This is a genomic window from Streptomyces sp. NPDC015139 (assembly GCF_043079785.1).
Lineage (GTDB): Bacteria > Actinomycetota > Actinomycetes > Streptomycetales > Streptomycetaceae > Streptomyces > Streptomyces albidocamelliae.
This window is the reverse complement of sequence record NZ_JBIBUW010000002.1, coordinates 323,485-342,832: the sequence shown is the minus strand read 5'-3', so window position 1 is coordinate 342,832 and position 19,348 is coordinate 323,485. Positions and strand designations below refer to the sequence as shown.

At 74.1% G+C, this 19,348-nt stretch carries 21 protein-coding genes; 10 read left to right on the top strand and 11 right to left on the bottom strand.

The window, feature by feature from the left end; translation table 11 throughout:
• Window position 1: 1 nt before the first annotated feature.
• Together murQ and ACF08B_RS06030 are read right to left on the bottom strand one after the other, a co-directional pair.
• The gene (gene murQ, locus ACF08B_RS06035) at window positions 2-925 is read right to left on the bottom strand and encodes an N-acetylmuramic acid 6-phosphate etherase (RefSeq protein WP_093475827.1); all 924 of its coding nucleotides are present in this window, start codon (window positions 923-925) and stop codon (window positions 2-4) included.
• A 133-nt stretch (window positions 926-1,058) separates the two neighbouring features.
• The gene (locus ACF08B_RS06030) at window positions 1,059-1,964 is read right to left on the bottom strand and encodes a MurR/RpiR family transcriptional regulator (protein WP_392316299.1); all 906 of its coding nucleotides are present in this window, start codon (window positions 1,962-1,964) and stop codon (window positions 1,059-1,061) included.
• A gap of 56 nt (window positions 1,965-2,020) precedes the next feature.
• On the opposite strand from ACF08B_RS06030, the gene ACF08B_RS06025 reads away from it, so the two are divergent.
• Window positions 2,021-2,404, top strand: a complete 384-nt coding sequence (locus tag ACF08B_RS06025; protein WP_392316298.1) for a hypothetical protein — start codon at window positions 2,021-2,023, stop codon at window positions 2,402-2,404.
• A gap of 7 nt (window positions 2,405-2,411) precedes the next feature.
• Complete coding sequence (locus ACF08B_RS06020; RefSeq protein ID WP_392316297.1) at window positions 2,412-2,687, top strand: DUF4031 domain-containing protein; 276 nt, start codon at window positions 2,412-2,414, stop codon at window positions 2,685-2,687.
• Here the strand turns inward: ACF08B_RS06020 and ACF08B_RS06015 are convergent.
• Both ACF08B_RS06015 and ACF08B_RS06010 read right to left on the bottom strand, forming a co-directional pair.
• On the bottom strand, window positions 2,669-3,748 hold the full coding sequence (locus tag ACF08B_RS06015; RefSeq protein WP_392316296.1) for a GNAT family N-acetyltransferase: 1,080 nt from the start codon (window positions 3,746-3,748) through the stop codon (window positions 2,669-2,671). The genes ACF08B_RS06020 and ACF08B_RS06015 overlap by 19 nt on opposite strands.
• 50 nt (window positions 3,749-3,798) lie before the next feature.
• The gene (locus ACF08B_RS06010; RefSeq protein WP_392316295.1) at window positions 3,799-4,443 is read right to left on the bottom strand and encodes a hypothetical protein; all 645 of its coding nucleotides are present in this window, start codon (window positions 4,441-4,443) and stop codon (window positions 3,799-3,801) included.
• A 189-nt stretch (window positions 4,444-4,632) separates the two neighbouring features.
• On the opposite strand from ACF08B_RS06010, the gene ACF08B_RS06005 reads away from it, so the two are divergent.
• Complete coding sequence (locus tag ACF08B_RS06005) at window positions 4,633-5,337, top strand: copper homeostasis protein CutC (RefSeq protein WP_392316294.1); 705 nt, start codon at window positions 4,633-4,635, stop codon at window positions 5,335-5,337.
• A gap of 29 nt (window positions 5,338-5,366) precedes the next feature.
• Here ACF08B_RS06005 and ACF08B_RS06000 read toward each other — a convergent pair whose 3' ends face one another.
• Window positions 5,367-7,439: a HelD family protein gene (locus tag ACF08B_RS06000; RefSeq protein WP_392316293.1), complete on the bottom strand. Its 2,073-nt coding sequence runs from the start codon at window positions 7,437-7,439 to the stop codon at window positions 5,367-5,369.
• Window positions 7,440-7,716: 277 nt separating this feature from the next.
• Here ACF08B_RS06000 and ACF08B_RS05995 point away from each other — a divergent pair, with 277 nt between their 5' ends.
• From ACF08B_RS05995 to ACF08B_RS05985, 3 genes are read left to right on the top strand one after another with little or no spacing between them, the layout of a single operon-like run.
• On the top strand, window positions 7,717-7,899 hold the full coding sequence (locus ACF08B_RS05995; protein WP_073888062.1) for a hypothetical protein: 183 nt from the start codon (window positions 7,717-7,719) through the stop codon (window positions 7,897-7,899).
• Window positions 7,900-7,917: 18 nt separating this feature from the next.
• Window positions 7,918-9,087 (top strand): glycosyltransferase 87 family protein, encoded by a 1,170-nt coding sequence (locus tag ACF08B_RS05990; RefSeq protein WP_392316292.1) that lies wholly within the window; start codon window positions 7,918-7,920, stop codon window positions 9,085-9,087.
• The gene (locus tag ACF08B_RS05985; RefSeq protein ID WP_392165568.1) at window positions 9,051-9,386 is read left to right on the top strand and encodes a hypothetical protein; all 336 of its coding nucleotides are present in this window, start codon (window positions 9,051-9,053) and stop codon (window positions 9,384-9,386) included. Before ACF08B_RS05990 ends, ACF08B_RS05985 begins: the two co-directional genes overlap by 37 nt.
• A 52-nt stretch (window positions 9,387-9,438) precedes the next feature.
• On the opposite strand, the gene ACF08B_RS05980 is transcribed toward ACF08B_RS05985, so the two are convergent.
• Window positions 9,439-11,082: a DNA repair helicase XPB gene (locus ACF08B_RS05980; protein ID WP_392316291.1), complete on the bottom strand. Its 1,644-nt coding sequence runs from the start codon at window positions 11,080-11,082 to the stop codon at window positions 9,439-9,441.
• Window positions 11,083-11,233: 151 nt separating this feature from the next.
• Here ACF08B_RS05980 and ACF08B_RS05975 point away from each other — a divergent pair, with 151 nt between their 5' ends.
• A complete protein-coding gene (locus ACF08B_RS05975) occupies window positions 11,234-11,767 on the top strand; it encodes a hypothetical protein (RefSeq protein ID WP_392316290.1) in 534 nt (177 codons plus the stop codon).
• Window positions 11,768-11,774: 7 nt separating this feature from the next.
• On the opposite strand, the gene ACF08B_RS05970 is transcribed toward ACF08B_RS05975, so the two are convergent.
• On the bottom strand, window positions 11,775-14,333 hold the full coding sequence (locus tag ACF08B_RS05970) for a helicase-associated domain-containing protein (RefSeq protein ID WP_392316289.1): 2,559 nt from the start codon (window positions 14,331-14,333) through the stop codon (window positions 11,775-11,777).
• A 142-nt stretch (window positions 14,334-14,475) separates the two neighbouring features.
• Between ACF08B_RS05970 and ACF08B_RS05965 the strand changes: the two genes are divergently transcribed.
• Window positions 14,476-15,531, top strand: a complete 1,056-nt coding sequence (locus ACF08B_RS05965; RefSeq protein WP_392316288.1) for a hypothetical protein — start codon at window positions 14,476-14,478, stop codon at window positions 15,529-15,531.
• Between the two features lie 229 nt (window positions 15,532-15,760).
• Complete coding sequence (locus tag ACF08B_RS05960; protein ID WP_392316287.1) at window positions 15,761-16,387, top strand: HAD family hydrolase; 627 nt, start codon at window positions 15,761-15,763, stop codon at window positions 16,385-16,387.
• Here ACF08B_RS05960 and ACF08B_RS05955 read toward each other — a convergent pair.
• Window positions 16,363-16,614, bottom strand: a complete 252-nt coding sequence (locus ACF08B_RS05955; RefSeq protein WP_392316286.1) for a hypothetical protein — start codon at window positions 16,612-16,614, stop codon at window positions 16,363-16,365. The two genes, ACF08B_RS05960 and ACF08B_RS05955, sit on opposite strands and share 25 nt — an antisense overlap.
• 175 nt (window positions 16,615-16,789) lie before the next feature.
• Here ACF08B_RS05955 and ACF08B_RS05950 point away from each other — a divergent pair, with 175 nt between their 5' ends.
• On the top strand, window positions 16,790-17,173 hold the full coding sequence (locus ACF08B_RS05950; RefSeq protein WP_067009872.1) for a cold-shock protein: 384 nt from the start codon (window positions 16,790-16,792) through the stop codon (window positions 17,171-17,173).
• An 80-nt stretch (window positions 17,174-17,253) separates the two neighbouring features.
• Here ACF08B_RS05950 and ACF08B_RS05945 read toward each other — a convergent pair whose 3' ends face one another.
• Genes ACF08B_RS05945 through ACF08B_RS05935 form a run of 3 tightly spaced genes read right to left on the bottom strand, consistent with a single transcriptional unit; the run spans window position 17,254 to window position 19,284 of the window.
• Window positions 17,254-18,111, bottom strand: a complete 858-nt coding sequence (locus ACF08B_RS05945) for a 1,4-dihydroxy-6-naphthoate synthase (RefSeq protein WP_392316285.1) — start codon at window positions 18,109-18,111, stop codon at window positions 17,254-17,256.
• Window positions 18,098-18,802, bottom strand: a complete 705-nt coding sequence (locus ACF08B_RS05940) for a futalosine hydrolase (RefSeq protein ID WP_093475807.1) — start codon at window positions 18,800-18,802, stop codon at window positions 18,098-18,100. Before ACF08B_RS05940 ends, ACF08B_RS05945 begins: the two co-directional genes overlap by 14 nt.
• Window positions 18,803-18,819: 17 nt before the next feature.
• A complete protein-coding gene (locus tag ACF08B_RS05935; protein WP_392316284.1) occupies window positions 18,820-19,284 on the bottom strand; it encodes a DUF2771 domain-containing protein in 465 nt (154 codons plus the stop codon).
• Window positions 19,285-19,348: the final 64 nt, after the last annotated feature.

The window sequence follows — 19,348 nt, the reverse complement described above, 5'->3', positions numbered from 1 at the left end:
GTCAGCCCGCCGCGTGCGCCAGCGCGGCGCGCAGATGGCCGCCGGACTCCTCCAGAAGGCGGGCGGCCGTAGGGCCGTCGATGTCGGCGAGAAGGGTGAGGATGGCGTTCTTCACCTCGCCGCCGGACTCGGTCAGGGCCCGCTCGATCTCCTCGTCGGCCGCGCCGGTGGCCAGCGACACGATCCGGCGGGAACGGGCCCGGAGCTTGTCGTTGGAGGCGCGCACGTCGACCATCAGGTTCCCGTAGGTCTTGCCGAGCCGGATCATCGTGATGGTCGAGAGCATGTTCAGGACCAGCTTCTGGGCCGTGCCCGCCTTCAGCCGGGTGGAGCCGGTGAGCAGTTCCGGGCCCACGACGACCTCGATGCCGTGCTCGGCGGCCGCCGCGAGCGCGCTGTGCGCGTTGCAGGACAGGCCGACGGTCAGGGCCCCGAGGCCGCGGGCGTGCTCGACGGCGCCCACGGCGTACGGGGTGCGGCCGGAGGCGGAGACGCCGACCACCGCGTCGTCCGCGGTGAGCCCGAGCGAGTCGAGGTCCTTGCGGGCCAGCTCCGGGGAGTCCTCGGCGCCCTCGACGGAGCTGACCATGGCCTCGGGGCCGCCCGCGATCAGGCCGACGACCCGTCCGGGATCGGTGTTGAAGGTGGGCGGGCACTCGGAGGCGTCCAGCACGCCGAGCCGGCCGGCGGTACCGGCGCCGGCGTAGACCAGGCGTCCGCCGCGGGCCATCCGTTCGGCGACGGCGTCGACGGCGGCGGCGATCCGCGGCAGCTGGGCGGCGACGGCGGAGGCCACACCGGCGTCCTCGCCGTTCATCAGGCGGGCGATGTCGAGGGTGGGCAGCCGGTCGATCTCGGCGAGCTCGGGCCGGAACGCCTCGGTGGTCAGGGAGGCCAACTGGCTGCGCAGGTCGGGGGAGGTCATCGGGGCGGCTCTCTCCGGTCACTTTCCGTCGGGGGGGTTGGTGAACCTACCTGGGGGCGCGGGAAACGGCGCGACCAGCCACGTCGGACCCGCCGGTCCCTCCCACGGTCGGTCCTGTCTTCGGTCCTGCGGTCTAGCGCGAGGAGGCCCGGTGGCGATGGGCCAGCGCCTCGTACGACGCGGCCAGAGCGGGCGCGGCCGTCTCGTACGTCCGCTGCGCCACTCCGACGAACAGACAGTCCACCACGAGCAGTTGACTGGTCCGCGAGGACATCGCCGCCGGCCGCAGCTCGGTCTCCCGGGACGTGGAGGTGGTCAGCACGTGGTCGGCGTACTGCGTCACCGGCGAGTCGGGCCGCCCGGTGATGGCGACGGTGGCCGCCCCGCGTTCGAAGGCGACCCGCAGCGGCTCGATGACGTCCCCCGTCGAGCCGGAGTGCGTGATCGCGATCGCCACGTCGCCCGCGCGGAGCTGCACCGCGTTGGTCACCGCGAGGTGCGGGTCGCTGTGCGCGTGGGCTATGAGCCCTATCCGCAGCAGCTTCTGCGTGAGGTCCTGGGCGACGAGCCCGGACGCGCCGATGCCGTACACGTCGGTCCGGCGCGCCCCGGCGAGTGCGGCGACGGCCGCGCCCAGCTGGACGGTGTCCAGGCCGGCGGCGGTGTCGGCGAGGGTCTGCTGTTCCTCGTAGGCCAGTTTCGTGACGACGTCGGCGATGGGGTCGTCCACCGCGATGTCGGTGGTGATGGCGGGCGCCCGGCCGGACTGCTGCTGCGCGGCCAGCCCGGCGAGGGCGAGGCGCAGGTCGCGGTAGCCGGGGTAGCCGAGGAGGCGGGCGGTGCGGACGACCGTCGCCTCACTGGTGCCGGTGAGTTCGGCGAGGCCGGTGACCGTGAGGGCGGCGCAGCCTGCCGGATCGCCCGCCACGGCCTCGGCGACGCGCTGCATGGACCGGGTCATGGAGGGGGCGAGGGTGCGCACCTTGGCGGCGAGCGACCCGCCCGGCTGCCCGAAAATTTCCTTCACTTCCTGGGTCACAGGTGAAAGATATTTTCGGTTCGGTCCTGTGGTCAAGAGTGCGCACAATGGGTTCCATGGAACCCGTCACTCCCCTCGAGCAGGCCCTGCATGCCGCGCGCGCCCTGGTGATCGCCGATCTGGTGGCGCGTGAGGTCGCCGAGGCGGACGTGGTCTCGCTGGTGGAGGACTCCGTCGCCCAGCGCCGCTGGTGGGTGGAGCAGTGGCCGCAGGGCGCGCCGTTCGTCGCCGGTCTGGTCGCCCAGGACGTGCAGGACGCGCTGCTGGAGCGGTACGGCCGCTGGCCGCTGTGCCCGGTGTGCGGCTCGGGCGATCCGCACGCGCTGGACGTGGAGCCGGAACTGGGCCCGGACCCGCACTGGGTGTGCCACAAGGCGGGTGTGAAGGTCGCGGCGGTCGGCTCGCTGGGATCGGCCGCGGGCGGGCCGGTGTCCTCGTGAGGCGCCCGTGACCGTCTACGTGGACCCGCCGGCCTGGCCCGGCCACGGCCGCATGTGGTCGCACCTGGTGAGCGACGTGTCGTACGACGAACTGCACTCCTTCGCCGAGCGGTTGGGCGTGCCCCGGCGGGCCTTCGAGCGCGACCACTACGACGTGCCCTCGCACCGGTACGCGGAGGTGGTGGCCGCGGGCGCGGTGGAGGTCAGCAGCCGCGAGGTGGTGCGGCTGCTGCACGCGTCGGGTCTGCGGCGGCGCAAGCGCGGTCAGGCCCGGCGGACGTAGAGCAGGAGCCCGCCGTCCATGCCGTGCTCCTCGCGGGCCGTGCGCTCCTCCTCCACGGTGGCCCGGGTGAACCCCGCCCGGGTGATCACGTGCTGCGAGGGCACGTTGTCCGCCTCGATGGTGGCGATGACCAGGGCGACGTCGGGACGGGCCAGCGCCCACGCGGCCAGCGCGTCCACGGCCTCGGTGGCGTAGCCCCGGCCGCGCGCTCCCTCGACGAGGTCGTAGCCGATCTCGACCGTGCCCTCCTCGTCCGGGGCGCCGTGGAAGCCGATGCCGCCGACCGCCAGGCCGTCCTCCCGGCGTACGAGGGCGAAGACCCCGAACTCCGGCCGGTGCACGCCCGCTTCGTACGCCTTCACCAGGAAGCCGGCGGCCTCCCGGGTGCCCTCGTACGGCCCGCCGTCGGCCCAGGTGAGGCCGCCGTCGCCGCCGAGGCGCAGGTCGCGGGCGGCGGCCGGGCGGATGCCGGTCAGGCTGAGGCGCCCGGTGGGCAGGACGAGGTTGTTGCGCCAGTGCCACTCGGTGACCGGGGCGCGGCCGGGCAGTTCGCCGCGGCCGGTGGCCCACAGCAGCGTCGGCCAGGGCGCGGTGCCGGGCTGGACGTGCGGGAAGAGCCAGGCCAGGACGGACTCCGCCAGGTCCTCGTCCGGCTCGTACGCGATGCCTAGGCCCTCGGCGATGTCGTGGGTGTGCAGCAGCACCTCGGCGATGCCCATCGCGGCGAAGCCCTCGCGGTCCGCGTTGCCGAAGGGGTACGGGTGGAAGGCGCGGACGTCGGGCGGGGTGGTGGCGACGGTGGTGGCGAACAGCACGCCGGTCGTGTCGATCACGTGCAGCAGGCCCGCGCTGTCGGTGCCCTCGTCCAAGGTGATGCCGAAGGGTGCGTACGCCTCCTGGGCGCGGCCCGCCAACTGCCCGGCGTACGCGAGGAGATCGCTCGCGACGTGCTCGGCCGTCCGTCGGCAGTCCCACTCCAGCCGGCCGGCGCGGGTGCCCGCCCAGTCGCGGTCCACCACCGTCCGCAGCGTCCCCAGACAGCCCGCCACGGCCCTGCTCACGTCATCCCCGTTTATCGGTCGCATGGGCGCACCCTAGGTGGGCCGGCCGTTCAGGTCGACAGCAATTCCAGCTCCGAGGCGAGGTTGTGGCGCGCGGTCGCCTCCCAGTGCTCCTGCCCGTACGGCGTGCGGAACAGGCTGGGCAGGCCGAGGAGTTGGCGGAGCACGGCGGCCCGTCCGGCCCGGAAGGCGTCGTTGGGGACGAAGTGGTACTCCGCGCGGACCTCCGCGGTGTAGGCGGCGTACGCCGACGGGTGCGCGGCGAGGATCGCGAGGTCCGCGTCGCACAGCACCCGACCGTCGCGGTCGTCGTCGGCCGGGTCGTGCGTGACGGTGAGCCGGACCAGCCGGGCCACCTCGGCGGTCCGCGCCTGCGGCACGCCCGCCTCCGCGAGGGCCCGCTCGGCGAGCCGGGCGGAGCGCTCCTCGTTCTCGGACCGGTCGGGGAGGTAGACGGCGTCGTGGAACCAGGCGGCCAGCCGTACCGCGTCCGGGTCGGCCGCGTACCCGGCCAGCAGGTCGATGTGGTCGAGCATCGCGCCGAGGTGGGCGAGCGTGTGGTAGTGGCGCTGCGGCTCCTGCCAGCGGGCGAGCAGGTTGTCGGCGTACGGCGCGGGGTCGGGGCCGCCGCCGGGAGCGCGGGCTGCTTCGAGCGCGCGGACGAAACGGGGGCGCAGGGCGTCGGGATCGGCCATGCCCGTCATTCTTCCGTCCCCGTGCGGCCCGTGGCGATTCCTGTTTCCCGTGGGCGGGGCGGGGAACGGGCCGGCGGGTACGCGGGAGGGGGAACGAACGTCTTCGGGTGAACGGCGCCCGGGGGCGGGCGTACCCTTTGAATTGGACTAGACCTGTAGTCGCCCGATGAATCCGATGAATGGGGTGCCATGAGCAAGCGTGCGGTCCTGGAGGTGATCGCCCTCGACGTCGAGGACGCGGTCGCCGCCCAGGCAGGAGGCGCGGACCGGCTGGAGCTGGTCACGGAGATGGCGGCCGACGGACTCACCCCGTCCCCGGCCACCGTGGCCGGGATCCGCGCCGCCGTCGACATCGACCTGCGCGTGATGCTCCGGCTGACGGACGGCTTCGCGGCCGGCGACGCGGAGGGCCTGGTCCGGGCGGCGGACGAGCTGCGCGGGGCCGGCGCCGACCAGTTCGTGCTCGGGTTCCTCGACGCCGGCGGCGCGGTCGACCTGGACACCGTGGAGCGGGTCGTCGCGGCGCTGGACGGCTGCCGCTGGACCTTCCACCGGGCGATCGACCGGGCCGCCGACCGCGACGCCCTGCGCAAGCAGCTCGCCGACCTGCCCGGTCTGGACACCTACCTCACGGCAGGGTCCGCCACCGGCGTGGACGCCGGGCTGCCGACGCTGCTCGCGGAGGCGGCGCACGGCGGCGAGCCCGGGTACGAGCAGCAGATCCTGGTGGGCGGCGGACTGCGCCTCGACCACGTGCCGCGGCTGCGGACCGGCGGGATCGACGCCTTCCACATCGGCGGCGCGGCCCGGCCCGGCGGCTGGGCGGGGCCGGTCTGCGCCGACGCGGTCGCCCGGTGGCGGGCGATCCTCGACGGCGGGACCGGCGAGGGCTAGCCGCCGGTGCCGCGTCGCGAGCGGCCGCCTCAGGCCAGCTGTGCGGGCAGCGGCGCCGAGTGGGCCACGACCAGGCCGGACACCGCCCGGGTCAGCGCCACGTACAGCCGCCGCAGCCCCGTCCGCTCGTCCGGCTCCCCGTCCACCACGGCCCGCGGTTCGTCCAGGACGACGTAGTCGTACTCCAGACCCTTGGCGAGGGAGGCCGGCACGAGGGTGAGGCGGGTCTCGCGGGTGGTCTCCTCACCGGGCGCCAGATACGTGATCCCGGCCGCCGTCAGCGCCTCGGCGAGCGCGGGCACGCGGGCGTCCGCGGCGATCAGGCCCGTCGACCCCTCGTTGCGCAGCAACTCCTCGCACGCGGCGACGATCTCGCCCGTCCCCGCGGCCGTGCGGACCTCGAAGAAGCCCGGGTTCTCCCGGACCGAGGCGACCGGGGTGAGGCCGGGCGCGATGTGCGGGAGCAGGCGGGAGGCGTAGGCGATGACGTCCGTCGGGACACGGAAGCCCGCGGTCAGCTCCTCGATGTGCCCCTCCTGCTTGCCGAGGTGGGCGAGGGCCTGGTCCCAGCTCCGGGTCGCCCACGGGGTCGTGCCCTGCGCCAGGTCGCCGAGGACGGTCGCGCTGCCCGTGGTGCAGCGGCGGCCGACCGCGCGGTACTGCATCGGGGACAGATCCTGCGCCTCGTCCAGGACCACGTGGCCGAGCGAGTGGGTGCGCTGGATCAGGTCGGCCGTCTCGTCGATCAGCACCGCGTCCGCCGCCGACCACCGGGCCGCCTTCACGCTGCGCACGGGCTTCGCCCACAGGATCGTCTTCTGCTCGTCCTCGTCCAGGATCCCCTCGGCGTGCCCGGCCAGGAAGTCGGCGTCGGTCAGCAGCCGCAGGACCAGCTTCGCCGGGTCGACGGCGGGCCAGACCTCCTTCACGGCCGCCTTCACCGCGCCGTTGCGGGCGACGGCGTCCTGGACCCGGTCGTCCGGGGCCTCCCCGGACCGCTCCATCTGCACCAGCACCGCGTGCGCGATCCGCTGCGGCAGGGCCTCGCGCGCGGCCCCGTAGCGGATGTCCCGCTCCAGCAACTCGCGTACCAGCTCCTCCAGTTCGTACGCCGGTACGCGCCAGCGCCGTGAGCCGCGCACCACGACCACCGGCTCGGTGGGCATGCTCACGTGCGCGTACAGGGCCCGGCGCAGCACCTGGGCCATCCGGGCGTCGCCCTTGACGACGGCCGCGGCGGCCTCGTCCGTGCCGCGCACCTCCACGTGCGCCACCAGGTCGTCCACGGTGGCCTGCTGCACGGTCAGCTCGCCGAGGGCCGGCAGGACCTGCTCGATGTAGTGCAGGAAGGACCTGTTCGGCCCGATGACGAGGGTGCCGGTGCGGGCGAGCCGTTCCCGGTGGGCGTAGAGCAGATACGCGACCCGGTGCAGACCCACGGCCGTCTTCCCGGTGCCGGGGCCGCCCTGGACGCAGACGGTGCCGCCGAGCCCGCTGCGGACGATCTCGTCCTGCTCGGGCTGGATGGTGGCGACGATGTCCCGCATCGGTCCGACGCGCGGCCGCTCGATCTCCTGCTGGAGCAGCTTGCTGGTGGTGGCCGTCTCCTGCGGGTCGGACAGGTGCTCGTCCTCGTAGGCGGTCAGGTCGCCGCCGGTGTAGCCGAAGCGGCGGCGCAGCCCGACGTCCAGGGGGTCCTTCTTGGACGCCCGGTAGAACGGCTGCGAGACCGGGGCACGCCAGTCGATGACCATGGGGTCGCCGTCGGCGTCGTGCACATGCCGCCGCCCGATGTAGAACCGCTCCCCCTCGGCGCCCTCCGCCCGGTCCGCGCCCGGGGCGTGCAGGTAGTCGAGCCGGCCGAAGAACAGCGGGGTGTCGCTGAGGTCGGCCAGCGCCTTGATGCGCTCGTCGATCTGCCGGGCGAGCACCTCGGCGTTGACCCAGTTCGCGGTGACGTCCCGGATGTCCAGCGCCTCCACGTCCTCGCGCATGGCGCGCAGGGCGGAGCGGGAGTGGGCGAGGTGGGAGCGTTCGCGGGCCAGCGGGTCGTCGGCCCGGCTGCCTGGGCCGTCGAGCGGGTCGTGGACGGGCGTGGACAAGGGAGTGCCTCCGGATCTGCTCTTCCTGGCCTGTGGCTGGGGCATGAGGGGGCCGTCCGGTTTCCGTCCGGGCGGCGGCACTCCATGAGAGGAGGCGGGCAAGAGCGGAGATTTTAGACGACGGGTGAGGGCGGAGACCAATGGATTTTCCCTCCCCCTAGAGGTCCGCCCGCCCTGAGACGGGGGCCGCCGTCCCTCCGGGGACCTACGCGGAGATCGCCGGAATTCGGTCCCGAGACCGACGCCCAACTTACGGCCGAAGTTCCACCATGGAGACATGAGCGCAGCAACCGTCTCCCCAGCCCCCGTCCGGCCGCCGGCCGGTGCCACGGCCGTGGCGGGCACCCACCACCACCGCCTGGGCGATGCCCTGCGCGCGGTCAGGGTGTACGTGTCCGCCGCGTTCCGGGTCGCCGTCCTCGGCGAGTACGGCGAGGAAGCGGGCGTACGCCGCAGGTGACGGCATAGGGTCGCATCCGTGCGGAAACGGACGGCCTTATTCCTCCTCGCCCTCTCCCTCGCCTCCTTCACCACCCTGTGCGTCCTGCGCGGCGCCCCCATGGCCGACCTCCTCGTCTACCGGGCCGAGGGCGCGGCCGTCGTCCACGGCACCGATCTCTACGGCTTCACGGTCACCCGGTGGGGGCTGCCCGCGACCTATCCGCCCTTCGCGGCGATCCTCTTCGTCCCGGCGGTCGGGCTCCCCCTGACCGCCCTGAAGGCGGTCTTCCTGGCCGGCAACGTGCTCCTGCTCGCCGGTCTGGTCGCCCTCTCCGCCCGCCTGGCGTCCCGCTCCCCGGGCCCCGCGGCGCTGTGCGCGGCCACGGGCGCCGCGCTCTGGCTGGAGCCGGTCTTCCAGACGCTGCTGTTCGGCCAGATCAACCTGGCGGTCGCCTGCCTGACCCTGTGGGACCTCACCCGGCCGCCCGGCGCCCGCGCCCGCGGCCTGGCCCTCGGTGTCGCGGCCGGCATCAAGCTCACCCCGGCCGTCTTCGTGGTGCACCTGTTCCTGCGCGGCCGCAGACGGGAGGCGGCCACGGCGGCGGCGGCCTTCGCCTGCACGGTCCTCGCGGGCTTCCTGCTGCTGCCCGTGGCGAGCGCCGACTTCTGGACCCGGCGCCTGTACGAGACCGGCCGGGTGGGCAAGGGCTGGATCGTGGACAACCAGTCGCTGCAAGGGCTGATCGCGCGGGTGCTGCACGACCCGGCGCCGGGCCCCGCCTGGGCGCTCCCGGCCGCACTGGTGGCGGTGGCGGGCCTGGCGCTGGCCGCGCGGGCCCGCCGGGAGAGCCACGCCGTCCTGCTGACCGCCTTCACGGCTCTGCTGATCTGCCCGATCAGCTGGACCCACCACTGGGTGTGGTGCGTCCCGCTGCTGGCCGTGCTGTGGGCGGAGGGCCACGCCCGGACGGCCGCGCTGGTGGCCCTCGTCTTCACCGCCCGCACCATGTGGCTGGTGCCCCACGAGGGCGACCTCGACCTGGAACTGCCGTACTGGCAGCAGCCGTTGGCGGCCGCCTACCCCGTCCTGGTGCTCGGCCTGAGCGTCGCGTATGACAGCATGATCAACCGTCGTCCGACCCTTTCGACCGAGCAAACGGGGAACACCGCATGTCCTTCTCGACCCTTCGGATCCGCAAGGCGGTGAGCGGTCTGACCGCCGCCACCGCGCTCGCCCTCGGCGCCACCGTCCTGGCCGCGCCCAGCGCCTCGGCCGTGGACTCCTCCGGCTGCACCAAGAACATCAAGGACCAGACCCTCCAGGTCGTGCAGTGGGACCACGCCGACATGCACACCGGGCCGGGCTACTCGTACAAGGTCAAGAAGTCCGTGTTCGCGGGCAGCAACGTGCGCGTGTACTGCACCGCGTACAAGAAGGGCACCACCTGGTACTACGGCAAGTCCGGGAAGACCAAGGGCTGGATGGACACCCACGCGTTCTTCTAGGCCGGACGGCGCCCGACCGGCGGGCCGGAGCGCCCGGCCCGCCCCCGCCCGCCTAGCCCTCCGCCAGGATCTCGTCCGCGTCCACGATCCGGTACGCGTACCCCTGCTCCGCCAGGAAGCGCTGGCGGTGGGCGGCGAAGTCCTGGTCGATGGTGTCGCGGGCGACGACCGAGTAGAAGTGGGCCTGGTGGCCGTCGGCCTTGGGCCGCAGCACGCGCCCCAGCCGCTGGGCCTCCTCCTGCCGGGAGCCGAAGGTGCCGGACACCTGGATGGCGACGGTGGCCTCGGGCAGGTCGATGGAGAAGTTGGCGACCTTCGAGACCACCAGCACGCTGATCTCGCCCTCGCGGAAGGCGTCGAAGAGCTTCTCGCGCTGGGCGTTGGACGTCTCGCCCTTGATCACCGGGGCGTTCAGGTGCTCGCCCAGCTCGTCCAGCTGGTCGATGTACTGGCCGATGACGAGGATCTGCTGCCCGGCGAACCGGCGGACGATGGCCTCCGTGACCTTCCGCTTGGTGGCGGTGGTCGCGCAGAACCGGTACTTCTCCTCCGTCTCGGCGGTGGCGTACGCCAGCCGCTCGGAGTCGGTGAGGTTGACGCGGACCTCGACGCAGTCGGCGGGCGCGATGTAGCCCTGCGCCTCGATCTCCTTCCAGGGCGCGTCGAACCGCTTCGGCCCGATCAGCGAGAACACGTCCGACTCACGGCCGTCCTCACGGACCAGGGTGGCCGTCAGGCCGAGCCGCCGCCGCGCCTGGAGGTCGGCGGTGAACTTGAAGACCGGGGCCGGCAGCAGATGCACCTCGTCGTAGACGATCAGGCCCCAGTCGCGGGAGTCGAACAGTTCCAGGTGCGGGTAGACGCCCTTCCGCCGGGTGGTCAGCACCTGGTAGGTGGCGATGGTGACGGGCCGGATCTCCTTCCGCGTCCCGCTGTACTCGCCGATCTCGTCCTCGGTGAGCGAGGTCCGCTTCACCAGCTCGTGCTTCCACTGCCGGGCGGAGACGGTGTTGGTGACGAGGATCAGCGTGGTCGACTTCGCCTGCGCCATGGACCCGGCGCCGACCAGCGTCTTGCCCGCGCCGCAGGGCAGCACCACGACACCGCTGCCGCCGTGCCAGAAGTTCTCCACGGCCTGCTTCTGGTACGGCCGCAGGTTCCAGCCGTCCTCCAGCAGCTCGATCGGATGCGCCTCGCCGTCCACGTACCCGGCGAGGTCCTCGGCGGGCCAGCCCAGCTTCAGCAGCACCTGCTTGATCTGGCCGCGCTCGGAGGGGTGCACCACGACGGTGTCCGCGTCGAGGCGGGCGCCGACCAGCGGGGCGATCCGCTTGGACTTCAGCACCTCCTCCAGCACCGGCCGGTCGGTGCAGGTGAGCACGAGCCCGTGCGCGGGGTGCTTGGACAGGGTGAGGCGGCCGTAACGGTCCATCGTCTCGGCGATGTCGACGAGCAGCGCGTGCGGCACCGGGTAGCGGCTGTACTCCACGAGGGCGTCGACGACCTGCTCGGCGTCGTGCCCGGCGGCACGCGCGTTCCACAGGCCGAGCGGAGTGACCCGGTAGGTGTGGATGTGCTCGGGCGCCCGCTCCAGTTCGGCGAAGGGCGCGATCGCCCGGCGGCAGTCGTCGGCGCGCTCGTGGTCGACCTCCAGGAGCAGCGTCTTGTCCGACTGGACGATCAGTGGACCATTCACGCGCGGCACACCCTTTCCACAACAGCCAAACGTCCAGTGTGCCCTACCGGCGGACGATCACGGCGGGGCCGCTGCAACCTTGTGCCGCCCACGCGGGTCTTGACCTGCGAAAGCGCGCGGTGGCGCGCCCCGGGGGCAGGAGGCGGGGACCATGTCGGCAGGCAGGTGGGGGACAGGGCTGGCCGCGACGGTGGTGCTGGTCGCGACGGGGGTGTGGGCGGCGGGGCCGGGCGGCGTCGACGACCACCTGTGGGGCCGGGTGCGGCCGGTGATCGAGGCCCGGCTGGTGGCCGACTCGCGGGGCAGCGGCTCCGGGGAGGCGGAGCCGGCGCTGCACGCGCGGTGGTTCTGCCGGGCCGACGCACGGGACCTCGACGAGCACGAGGGCGTCGTACGGGCGGGCGTGACGACGCTGTGCCTGGAGTACGGGGTGCGGGCGGGCACGCTGGAGGAGTGCGGTGGCGCCGCCGGCCCGCAGGTGGTGCGGCTGGAGCGGGACGGGCGCGGCGGCTACCGCGTGGTGACGCGGGAGGAGCCGCCGGACGGCGAGGGGTACGGGCGCTGGGTGGCGGACCACTTCGGTCCGCTCGCCGAGCCCGGCCCGGCTGAGCCGTCCGCGGCGCTGGCGGCCGCGGCCCGCACGCACTTCGGGCTGCCCGCGGACGCGCCGGTCGGGGACTGCTGAGACGGCCTCAGTCGTCCGCCAGCTCGGCGACCCCGGTGATCCGGTGCAGCGGGTACGTGCGGACCTCGTCCGCCGTGTGGTCGTACGCCGTCACGAAGCCGCCCTCGACCCGGATGGGGGCGATGACGCGCTGACTGGCGGTGCCCTCGGCGTTGACGTAGCCGATCCACAGGGACTCGCCGGTGAGGACGGCGGCCTGCACGGTGGCGAGGGTCTCGGCGGAGGACGTGCGGGGCAGCTCGCCGCCGGTCAGGGGCGTACCCGTGGTCTTGCGCGGGGCGGTCGCGGCCATGTCGCCCGCCCGGATCGCGCGGATCGCCGCCGTCAGGAGCGTGCCGTCGGGCGGCGGCGGCCCGTCCGGGACCGGCTCGGGCGCGGTGCGCGGCGGCGTCCGGTGGGCGTGGGCGCGGGTGATCACGACGTCGCCCTCGGCGGACTCCGCGGCCGGTGCGTACCCCATCGCGCGCAGGCCCTCCAGCAGTGCCGCCGGGTCGGACTGGGAGGCGAGCACGGTCGGGGCGAGCCGGCGCAGGCGCAGGGCGGCGCCGCGCTTGTCGGCGAGGATCTCGCCCAGCAGCGTGTCGTCGTCGCAGCGCACGTACGCCGAGGCCGCGCCCACCCGCAGATGGCCGTGCTTGCGGGCCACGTCGTCGATCAGGTACGCGAGCGGCTGCGGGACCGGCGTACGGGAGTGCCGGCCGAGGAAGGCGTGCAGGTCGGCGGCGGCCCGGCCGGCGTCCAGGGCGCGGCGGACCGAGGCCGGGGTGAACCGGTAGACCGTGGCCCCGCCCTTGGACTCCACCTCGGCGAGCACGCCGAGCATGTCCGCGAGCGGGCGCTGGAGCGGGCCCGGGGCCACCGCCGTCAGGTCGGCCTGGAGCAGCACGTGGTCCAGGGGTTCGGGGAGGAGCGGGGCGAGCAGCCGGGCGGCGGCCGTCGTGGCGAGAGCCTGCTCGGCGGGGGAGAGCGGCGCACGGGCCGCCGGCGGACGGTGGTGGTGCACCGGGAGCTTGTCACCGGGGCCGGAGGAGACCGCGGCGGCCTCGGCGGAGCCCGGGGCGTGCGCGCCGGCCGCGGCCGGCGCGCCGAGGAGTGCGCGACCGTGCGCGGACAGCGCGCCGCGGCCGGTCACGCCCAGCTGCTCGGCCTCCGCGAGGGTCCAGCGCGCCAGCCGGGTGCGCAGATCGTCCTCGCCGCCGTCCCGCTGCGGGCCCCGCAGCGGCCGCTCCCAGCGCAGCCGGGCCAGCACCGACCCGGCGTCCGGGGCGCCACCCCGCGGCAGCGCCGCCAGCAGGCTCAGCACCCGGTGCCGCACCTCGACGGCGGCCGAGCGGTCGAGGCCCGGGCCGAGCGCGGAGAGCGTGCGGTCCTTCGCGTCCCGGCCGCCGACCAGCCCCGGCGTCCGGGTGGCGGACAGCCATGCCTCCGCCAGCCGGGACCAGCGCTCGGCGGGGGGCCGCTCCAGCCACTCGTCGTAGGCGGGGGTGGCCGCGTACCGCTCGTCGGCCTCGCCGTCGGAGGCGAGCAGACCGGCGGCGTAGGCCAGTTCCACCCAGAAGGCGGCGACCGGTTCGGAGACGTCCAGGGCGACGGCGGTCCGCTTGAGGTCCCGCACGCTCAGGCCCCCGGCGCGCAGCACGGCCGGACCGCCCTCGTCCCAGTCCTTCAGCAGCTCCTCGACGGTGGCGAGCGCGGTGTACGCCTGCCCGGCCGCCGTCGCGTCCACCACCTGTGGACCGTGCGTCGCGGCCGGCTCCACGACGGGCGGCAGCGGCTCGGGCGCCCGGTGCGCCCGGCCCGCGCGCAGATGCAGGGCGACCTCCCGGGGCAGCACGACCGTGCCGGGCGCGGTCGGCAGCAGCAGGCCCCGGTCGAGCAGCCAGCGCAGATGCGCGGCCGGTTCGGGGGTGACCTGCCCGTACGGCGGGCCCCACACCAGCCGGGACAGCACCTCCAAGCCGCCCTCCGGCGCCCCGGCGAGCAGCCGCGCCATCTTCCTGCGGTGCGTGAACAGCCCGGACAGCGCGGCGACGGCCGACACCGAGTCATGGGTCGAGGGCAGCCCGGCCGTCGTCACGATCTCCTGGATCCGGCCCGGCGACATGCCCGAGGTGGCCTCCTGCACGGACGGCCCGAGACCCGTCGGGGAGGGGTGCTGCGGGGACGGCGCGAGCAGTTCCCGCGCGGTGCGGACGAGCCGCAGCCGCCGGTCGTCGCCCCACACCAGCGCCTGCTCGCGCAGGGTGGCGACGGCGTGCGGCAGCGCACCGGCGACGGCCTCGTCCCCCGCGTCCCCGGCCATCAGCCCGAGCAGGGTGTCGTACGACGCCGGGTCCGGGGCCACGGCCAGCGCCTCGGCGGTCTGGAGTGCGAACCGGTCCAGCCGTTCCAGGGCGCGCAGCACCGAGGCGCGGGTACCGGCCCGGGTGGCCAGCTGGGTGAGATCGGTCGGTACGGGGGTGATGAGATCCGGCCTGCTGCGCAGGAGGGCGCCCAGGGAGGCATCGTCCCTGGCACGGAGCGCTTCCGCGAGGGAGCGAGGGGCTGAGGAGGCCTCGGGGCTCATCCGGCCAACGGTAGCGGACAACCCGGTGGGGCCGGACCCCGGAAGCGGGGGGCGAGGGCCGGTCGTACGAATCCCGGGCGCCCGGGGTCAAGCGGTACCGTCCTCACCGGGGTTACCAGTCGGCGCACCCCGGAGGGGTTCCGTGGGGATCGAGAGCGACCAGGTCGTCTACGAGTATCTGAGCCGTGTCGGGGACGTCGCCCACCAGCGGCAGCTTCCGTCGGCCACGCGCATGCGCCTCGTGTCGGAGCTGCGCGACGAGATCGACCGGCGCCGGGCCCGGGCGGCCGTGGACTCACCGGCCGCCGTCCGCCGCATCCTGGACCACCTGGGCAGTCCGGTCGACGTCGTGGAGGCCGCGGGCGGTTCGGCGGCCACCGGGCCCGGTCCGCGGCCGCCCGCCGCCGTGCCCGTCCAGCCGGCGCCCGGGGACCGGAGGCCGGAGGGGCACGAGGGGGCGGGGAAGGAGCGGCCGAAGGGGTTGCGCCGGGTCGTGCCGCGCCCGCGTCCCGCCGTGCCGGAGAACCCCGCCCCGCGGGACGCCGTGTCCCCGCCGCACCTCGCCGCCGCGCACGAACTGGGGGACGGCGTGGCCCCGCCGGACTGGTGGCGCGTGGGATCCGGGCCCTTCGGCGGCCCCGCCGGCGGTCCGCTCGCGGAGGCGGACGCGGTACCGGGGTTCGTCGGCGGTGTGGAGATCCCCGAACTGCTGAAACGGCCGCCGAAGGAGACGGAGCCGGTGACGGAGGCCGCGCCGGAGGCGGACGCCGTCGCCGCGCCCGCGCCGCGCCGCCGCCTGTTCTCCCGCCGGACCCCGGACGCGGAGGCGCCCGCCCGCCGGCTCCTGCCCGGCCCGGCCGCCGGCTGGTCCAACCCCCTCCTGCTGCTGGCCGCCGCCGCGCTGGTCGCCGGAGCGGTGCTCGGGAACTGGTTCGCCCTGCTGCTCGGCTGGGTGATCGCGTACGGCTCGAGGAGGCTGAGCGCGGCCGAGACGAAGACGGCCGTGATGGTCATCCCCGGCACCGCCGTCGCGGGCGGTCTGGTGTGGCTGTGGGGCAGGCAGAACGGCCGCTGGGGCGAGCCGATCGTCCAGGACCACATGGCGGAAGCGGTCTCCGGCACCTGGCCCTGGGTGGTCCGAGGAGCGGCCCTCACCTCAGCCCTCTATTTGGCCTGGCGCTCACAACGAACCAGGTGACTGCCTGCGAGTCGCTGCAACACCGGTGCCACACGGTCCCGCCCAGCCGTCCCCACCCAGGGGCGCGGGGAACTGCGCGACCGGCCACAACGCACCCGCACCCTCCAGGCAGGCCCCAGCCACTCCGACCCTGGGGCGCGGGGAACTGCGCGACCGGCCACGACACACCCGCACCCGAAGGCGCACCGCACCCGAACCACCCGCTGAACCGGCGGAGCCACCCGGCACAATGGCGCCCATGGCTCTCACCATCGGCTTCGACCTCGACATGACCCTCATAGACTCCCGGCCGGGCATCCGTGCCTGCTATCTGGCGCTGTCGGAGCGGACAGGTGCGTACATCGACGCCGATCTCGCGGTGACCAGGCTCGGGCCGCCGCTCGCGGAGGAGCTCGTCAACTGGTTCCCGGCCGAGCAGGTGCCCGCCATGGCCGACCTGTACCGGGAGATGTACCCGTCGATCGCCGTCGCCGCGAGCCCCGCGATGGCCGGCGCCCGCGAGGCGATGGACGCGGTCCGGGCGGCCGGCGGCCGCACGATGGTGGTCACCGCGAAGTACGAGCCGAACGCCAAGCTGCACCTGGCCCACCTGGGCATCGAGCCGGACGTGGTCGTCGGCGACCTGTGGGCGGAACGGAAGGCACAGGCACTGCGCGAGTACGGCGCGAGCGTCTACGTCGGCGACCACACCGGTGACGTGCGCGGAGCCCGCACGGCGGGAGCCCTGTCGGTGGCCGTGGCGACCGGCCCCTGCCCCGCCGACGAACTGCGCGCCGCCGGCGCGGACGTGGTGCTGGACGACCTCGCCGCGTTCCCGGCCTGGCTGGCCGGTTACCGGGACGCGGCCCGCGCCTGACGCCGGCCCGCGGCGATCGACCGCAGGACGCCCGCGCCGGCGACGAGAAAACCGACGGCCATGAGCATGCTCAGACCGAACATGTAGGTCGGAAAAGGCTTCGCCCCGAAGAACAGCGGGGCCACCGTGACGAGGGTGGCCAAGGCTCCGAGGAAGAAGACGACGGCGCCGGCACGGATCAGTCCGTCTCCGGGCGCGGCGGAATTCGTTGGGGTTTTGTCACGCACCGGACCAGGGTAGTTCCCTGCGCGAGAGAACAACCGGGGGACGTCTTGTCACCCGCCCGAAGACCATTAGCCTTGGTAGCGCTTGGTTTCGGCGGGTCATGGTGGACCCGCCCCAGTGCTGTCAAGAGCCGTTTCCGAAGTAGTTTTCCCGACGAGTACGAGGACGAGGACAGACGTGCCTACCGGCAAGGTCAAGTGGTTCAACAGTGAGAAGGGCTTCGGCTTTCTCTCCCGCGACGACGGCGGTGACGTCTTCGTCCATTCCTCGGTTCTCCCCGCCGGCGTCGATGCGCTCAAGCCGGGACAGCGCGTGGAGTTCGGCGTCGTCGCCGGTCAGCGCGGCGACCAGGCGCTCTCGGTGACCGTGCTCGACCCGACGCCCTCGGTGGCCGCCGCCCAGCGCAAGAAGCCGGACGAGCTGGCCTCGATCGTGCAGGACCTGACGACCCTTCTCGAGAACATCACGCCGATGCTGGAGAAGGGCCGCTACCCCGAGAAGACCTCGGGCAAGAAGATCGCCGGCCTGCTCCGCGCGGTCGCCGACCAGTTGGACGTCTGAGCCCGCATCGGGACATCGGAGAGCGCATCCCGGCCGAGGGGCGGTGAGAGCCCCTCGGCCGACGTCTGTCCGCACCCCTCTCAGGGGAACGCGAGCGCCTGCGGGCCGAGCGCCGGGACGAGTCCCTCGGCCGCCGCGCGGGTGAGCAGGCCGCGGATCGCCGCGTAGCCGTCCTCGCCGAGGGCGGCGGTGAACTCGTTGACGTACAGGCCGATGTGCTGGTCGGCGACGGCCGGGTCCATCTCCTGCGCGTGCGCCATGACGTACGGCCGGGACGCCTCCGGGTCGTCCCAGGCGGCCCGCACGGAGTCGCGGACGGAGTCGGCGAGCCGGCGCAGCGCGTCCGCGCCCAGCGACCGCTTGGCGATGATCGCGCCCAGCGGGATCGGCAGCCCGGTGGTGAGCTCCCAGTGCTCGCCCATGTCCGCGAGCTTGTGCAGCCCGTAGTTCTGGTAGGTGAACCGGGCCTCGTGGATGACCAGTCCGGCGTCCACCTTGCCGTCCCGCACGGCCGGCATGATCTCGTGGAAGGGCATGACGACGATCTCGCCGACCCCGCCCGGCAGCGTGTCCGCGGCCCAGAGGCGGAACAGCAGATAGGCGGTCGACTTCTCGCTCGGCACGGCGACCCGGCACCCGGTGAGGTCCGCGGCCGGCTCCCGGGTGAGCACCAGCGGCCCGCAGCCGCGGCCCAGCGCCCCGCCGCACGGCAGCAGCGCGTACTCGTCGAGGACGTACGGCAGGACGGCGTACGACACCTTCAGCACGTCGAACTCGCCGCGTTCGGCCATGCCGTTGGTGAGGTCGATGTCGGCGAACGTCACGTCCAGCGCCGGGCCGCCGTCGACCCGGCCGTGGGCGAGGGCGTCGAAGACGAAGGTGTCGTTCGGGCAGGGGGAGTACGCGATCCGCAGCGGCTGCTGCTCACTGGTCGTCATGCGGGTTCCAACTCTCGAACACGGGGGCGAGCTTCCCGAAGGCCTCGGCGAGGGCGGTGAGGGCGTCGCCGATGCGCCAGGCGGCGCGGTCGCGCGGGCCGACCGGGTTGGAGACCGCGCGGATCTCCAGCACGGGCACCCCGTGCGCGGCGGCGGCCTCCGCCACGCCGAAGCCCTCCATGCCCTCGGCGAGCGCCCGGGGGTGCCGGGCCCGCAGTTCGGCGGCGCGGGCGGCGGTGCCGGTGACGGTGGAGACGGTCAGGACGGTCCCGGCCGGGGCGCCGAGTGCCCCGGACACGACTCGTACGAGTGATTCCGGTGGCCGGTGGGTCACGGTCCCGAAGCCGAGCTCGGTGACCGGGAGGAAGCCGTCGGCGGTCTCGGCGCCCAGATCGGCCGCGGTGATCGCGTCGGCGACGACGAGCGAGCCGAGGGGCGCCGCGGGCGGGAAACCGCCGCCGATCCCGGCCGAGACGACCAGGCCGTACGGTCTCCCGTCCAGTGCGGCGGCGGTGAGGGCGCCGGCGGTGGAGGCGGCGGCGAGGGCCGGTCCGACGCCGGCGGCGAGCAGGTCACAGCGCGCGCCCGTGCGGCGGAGCAGGGCGCCCGGCAGCCGCACGTCCTCGGCAGGCCCGGGAAACGCCCGTGCCACCGCGTCCCGTTCGGCGGGAACCGCGGTGGCCACGAGCATGCGTACGGACGTGGGGATCAGGCCTTCTTCAGCTTGAAGGACCACAGACCCTTCTCGCCCTGCTGGATCGAGACGGTGTTGGTGGTGCCCTGGGTGCCGTACTGCGCGTTGAAGAACGCGCTGCCCGGGATGGTGCGGTAGGTCTTCTTGCTGGTGTCGGTGAACTGGCGGCCGTTCACCAGGATCGTCCAGCCACCGTCCGCGATCTTCGGGTCGACCCCGAAGCGGACCGTGTCGTCGGTGTCCACCTTGATCGTCTCGACGTCGCCGGCCTTCTTGGCGCACTCCGCCAGCGACTTGGCGTCCAGCGTCTTGCCGTCGTTGTAGCAGAGGGCCTCCGAGCTGACCGAACTCCGCCCGACGGTGACCGTCGCGACGGGCGTCGGCTTGTCGCAGGCCGACAGAACGAGCAGTCCGGCGGAAACGGCGCCGGCGGCGGCGACGGCGCGGCGGCGTCGCACAACGGATTGCAGCGTGGTCATGGCCGAAGGCTATCGGGCGCCCACAGCCGACCGCCCACGTGGGGTGCGGCGTGCCCGGTTCGTT

Excerpts from the sequence above, each read along its gene's own strand:
- murQ (WP_093475827.1), bottom strand. The coding sequence starts at position 925 with ATGACCTCCCCCGACCTGCGCAGCCAGTTGGCCTCCCTGACCACCGAG.
- ACF08B_RS06025 (WP_392316298.1), top strand. The coding sequence starts at position 2,021 with ATGGAACCCGTCACTCCCCTCGAGCAGGCCCTGCATGCCGCGCGCGCC.
- ACF08B_RS06010 (WP_392316295.1), bottom strand. The coding sequence starts at position 4,443 with ATGGCCGATCCCGACGCCCTGCGCCCCCGTTTCGTCCGCGCGCTCGAA.
- ACF08B_RS06005 (WP_392316294.1), top strand. The coding sequence starts at position 4,633 with ATGAGCAAGCGTGCGGTCCTGGAGGTGATCGCCCTCGACGTCGAGGAC.
- ACF08B_RS05995 (WP_073888062.1), top strand. The coding sequence starts at position 7,717 with ATGAGCGCAGCAACCGTCTCCCCAGCCCCCGTCCGGCCGCCGGCCGGT.
- ACF08B_RS05985 (WP_392165568.1), top strand. The coding sequence starts at position 9,051 with ATGTCCTTCTCGACCCTTCGGATCCGCAAGGCGGTGAGCGGTCTGACC.
- ACF08B_RS05975 (WP_392316290.1), top strand. The coding sequence starts at position 11,234 with ATGTCGGCAGGCAGGTGGGGGACAGGGCTGGCCGCGACGGTGGTGCTG.
- ACF08B_RS05970 (WP_392316289.1), bottom strand. The coding sequence starts at position 14,333 with ATGAGCCCCGAGGCCTCCTCAGCCCCTCGCTCCCTCGCGGAAGCGCTC.
- ACF08B_RS05960 (WP_392316287.1), top strand. The coding sequence starts at position 15,761 with ATGGCGCCCATGGCTCTCACCATCGGCTTCGACCTCGACATGACCCTC.
- ACF08B_RS05945 (WP_392316285.1), bottom strand. The coding sequence starts at position 18,111 with ATGACGACCAGTGAGCAGCAGCCGCTGCGGATCGCGTACTCCCCCTGC.
- ACF08B_RS05940 (WP_093475807.1), bottom strand. The coding sequence starts at position 18,802 with ATGCTCGTGGCCACCGCGGTTCCCGCCGAACGGGACGCGGTGGCACGG.
- ACF08B_RS05935 (WP_392316284.1), bottom strand. The coding sequence starts at position 19,284 with ATGACCACGCTGCAATCCGTTGTGCGACGCCGCCGCGCCGTCGCCGCC.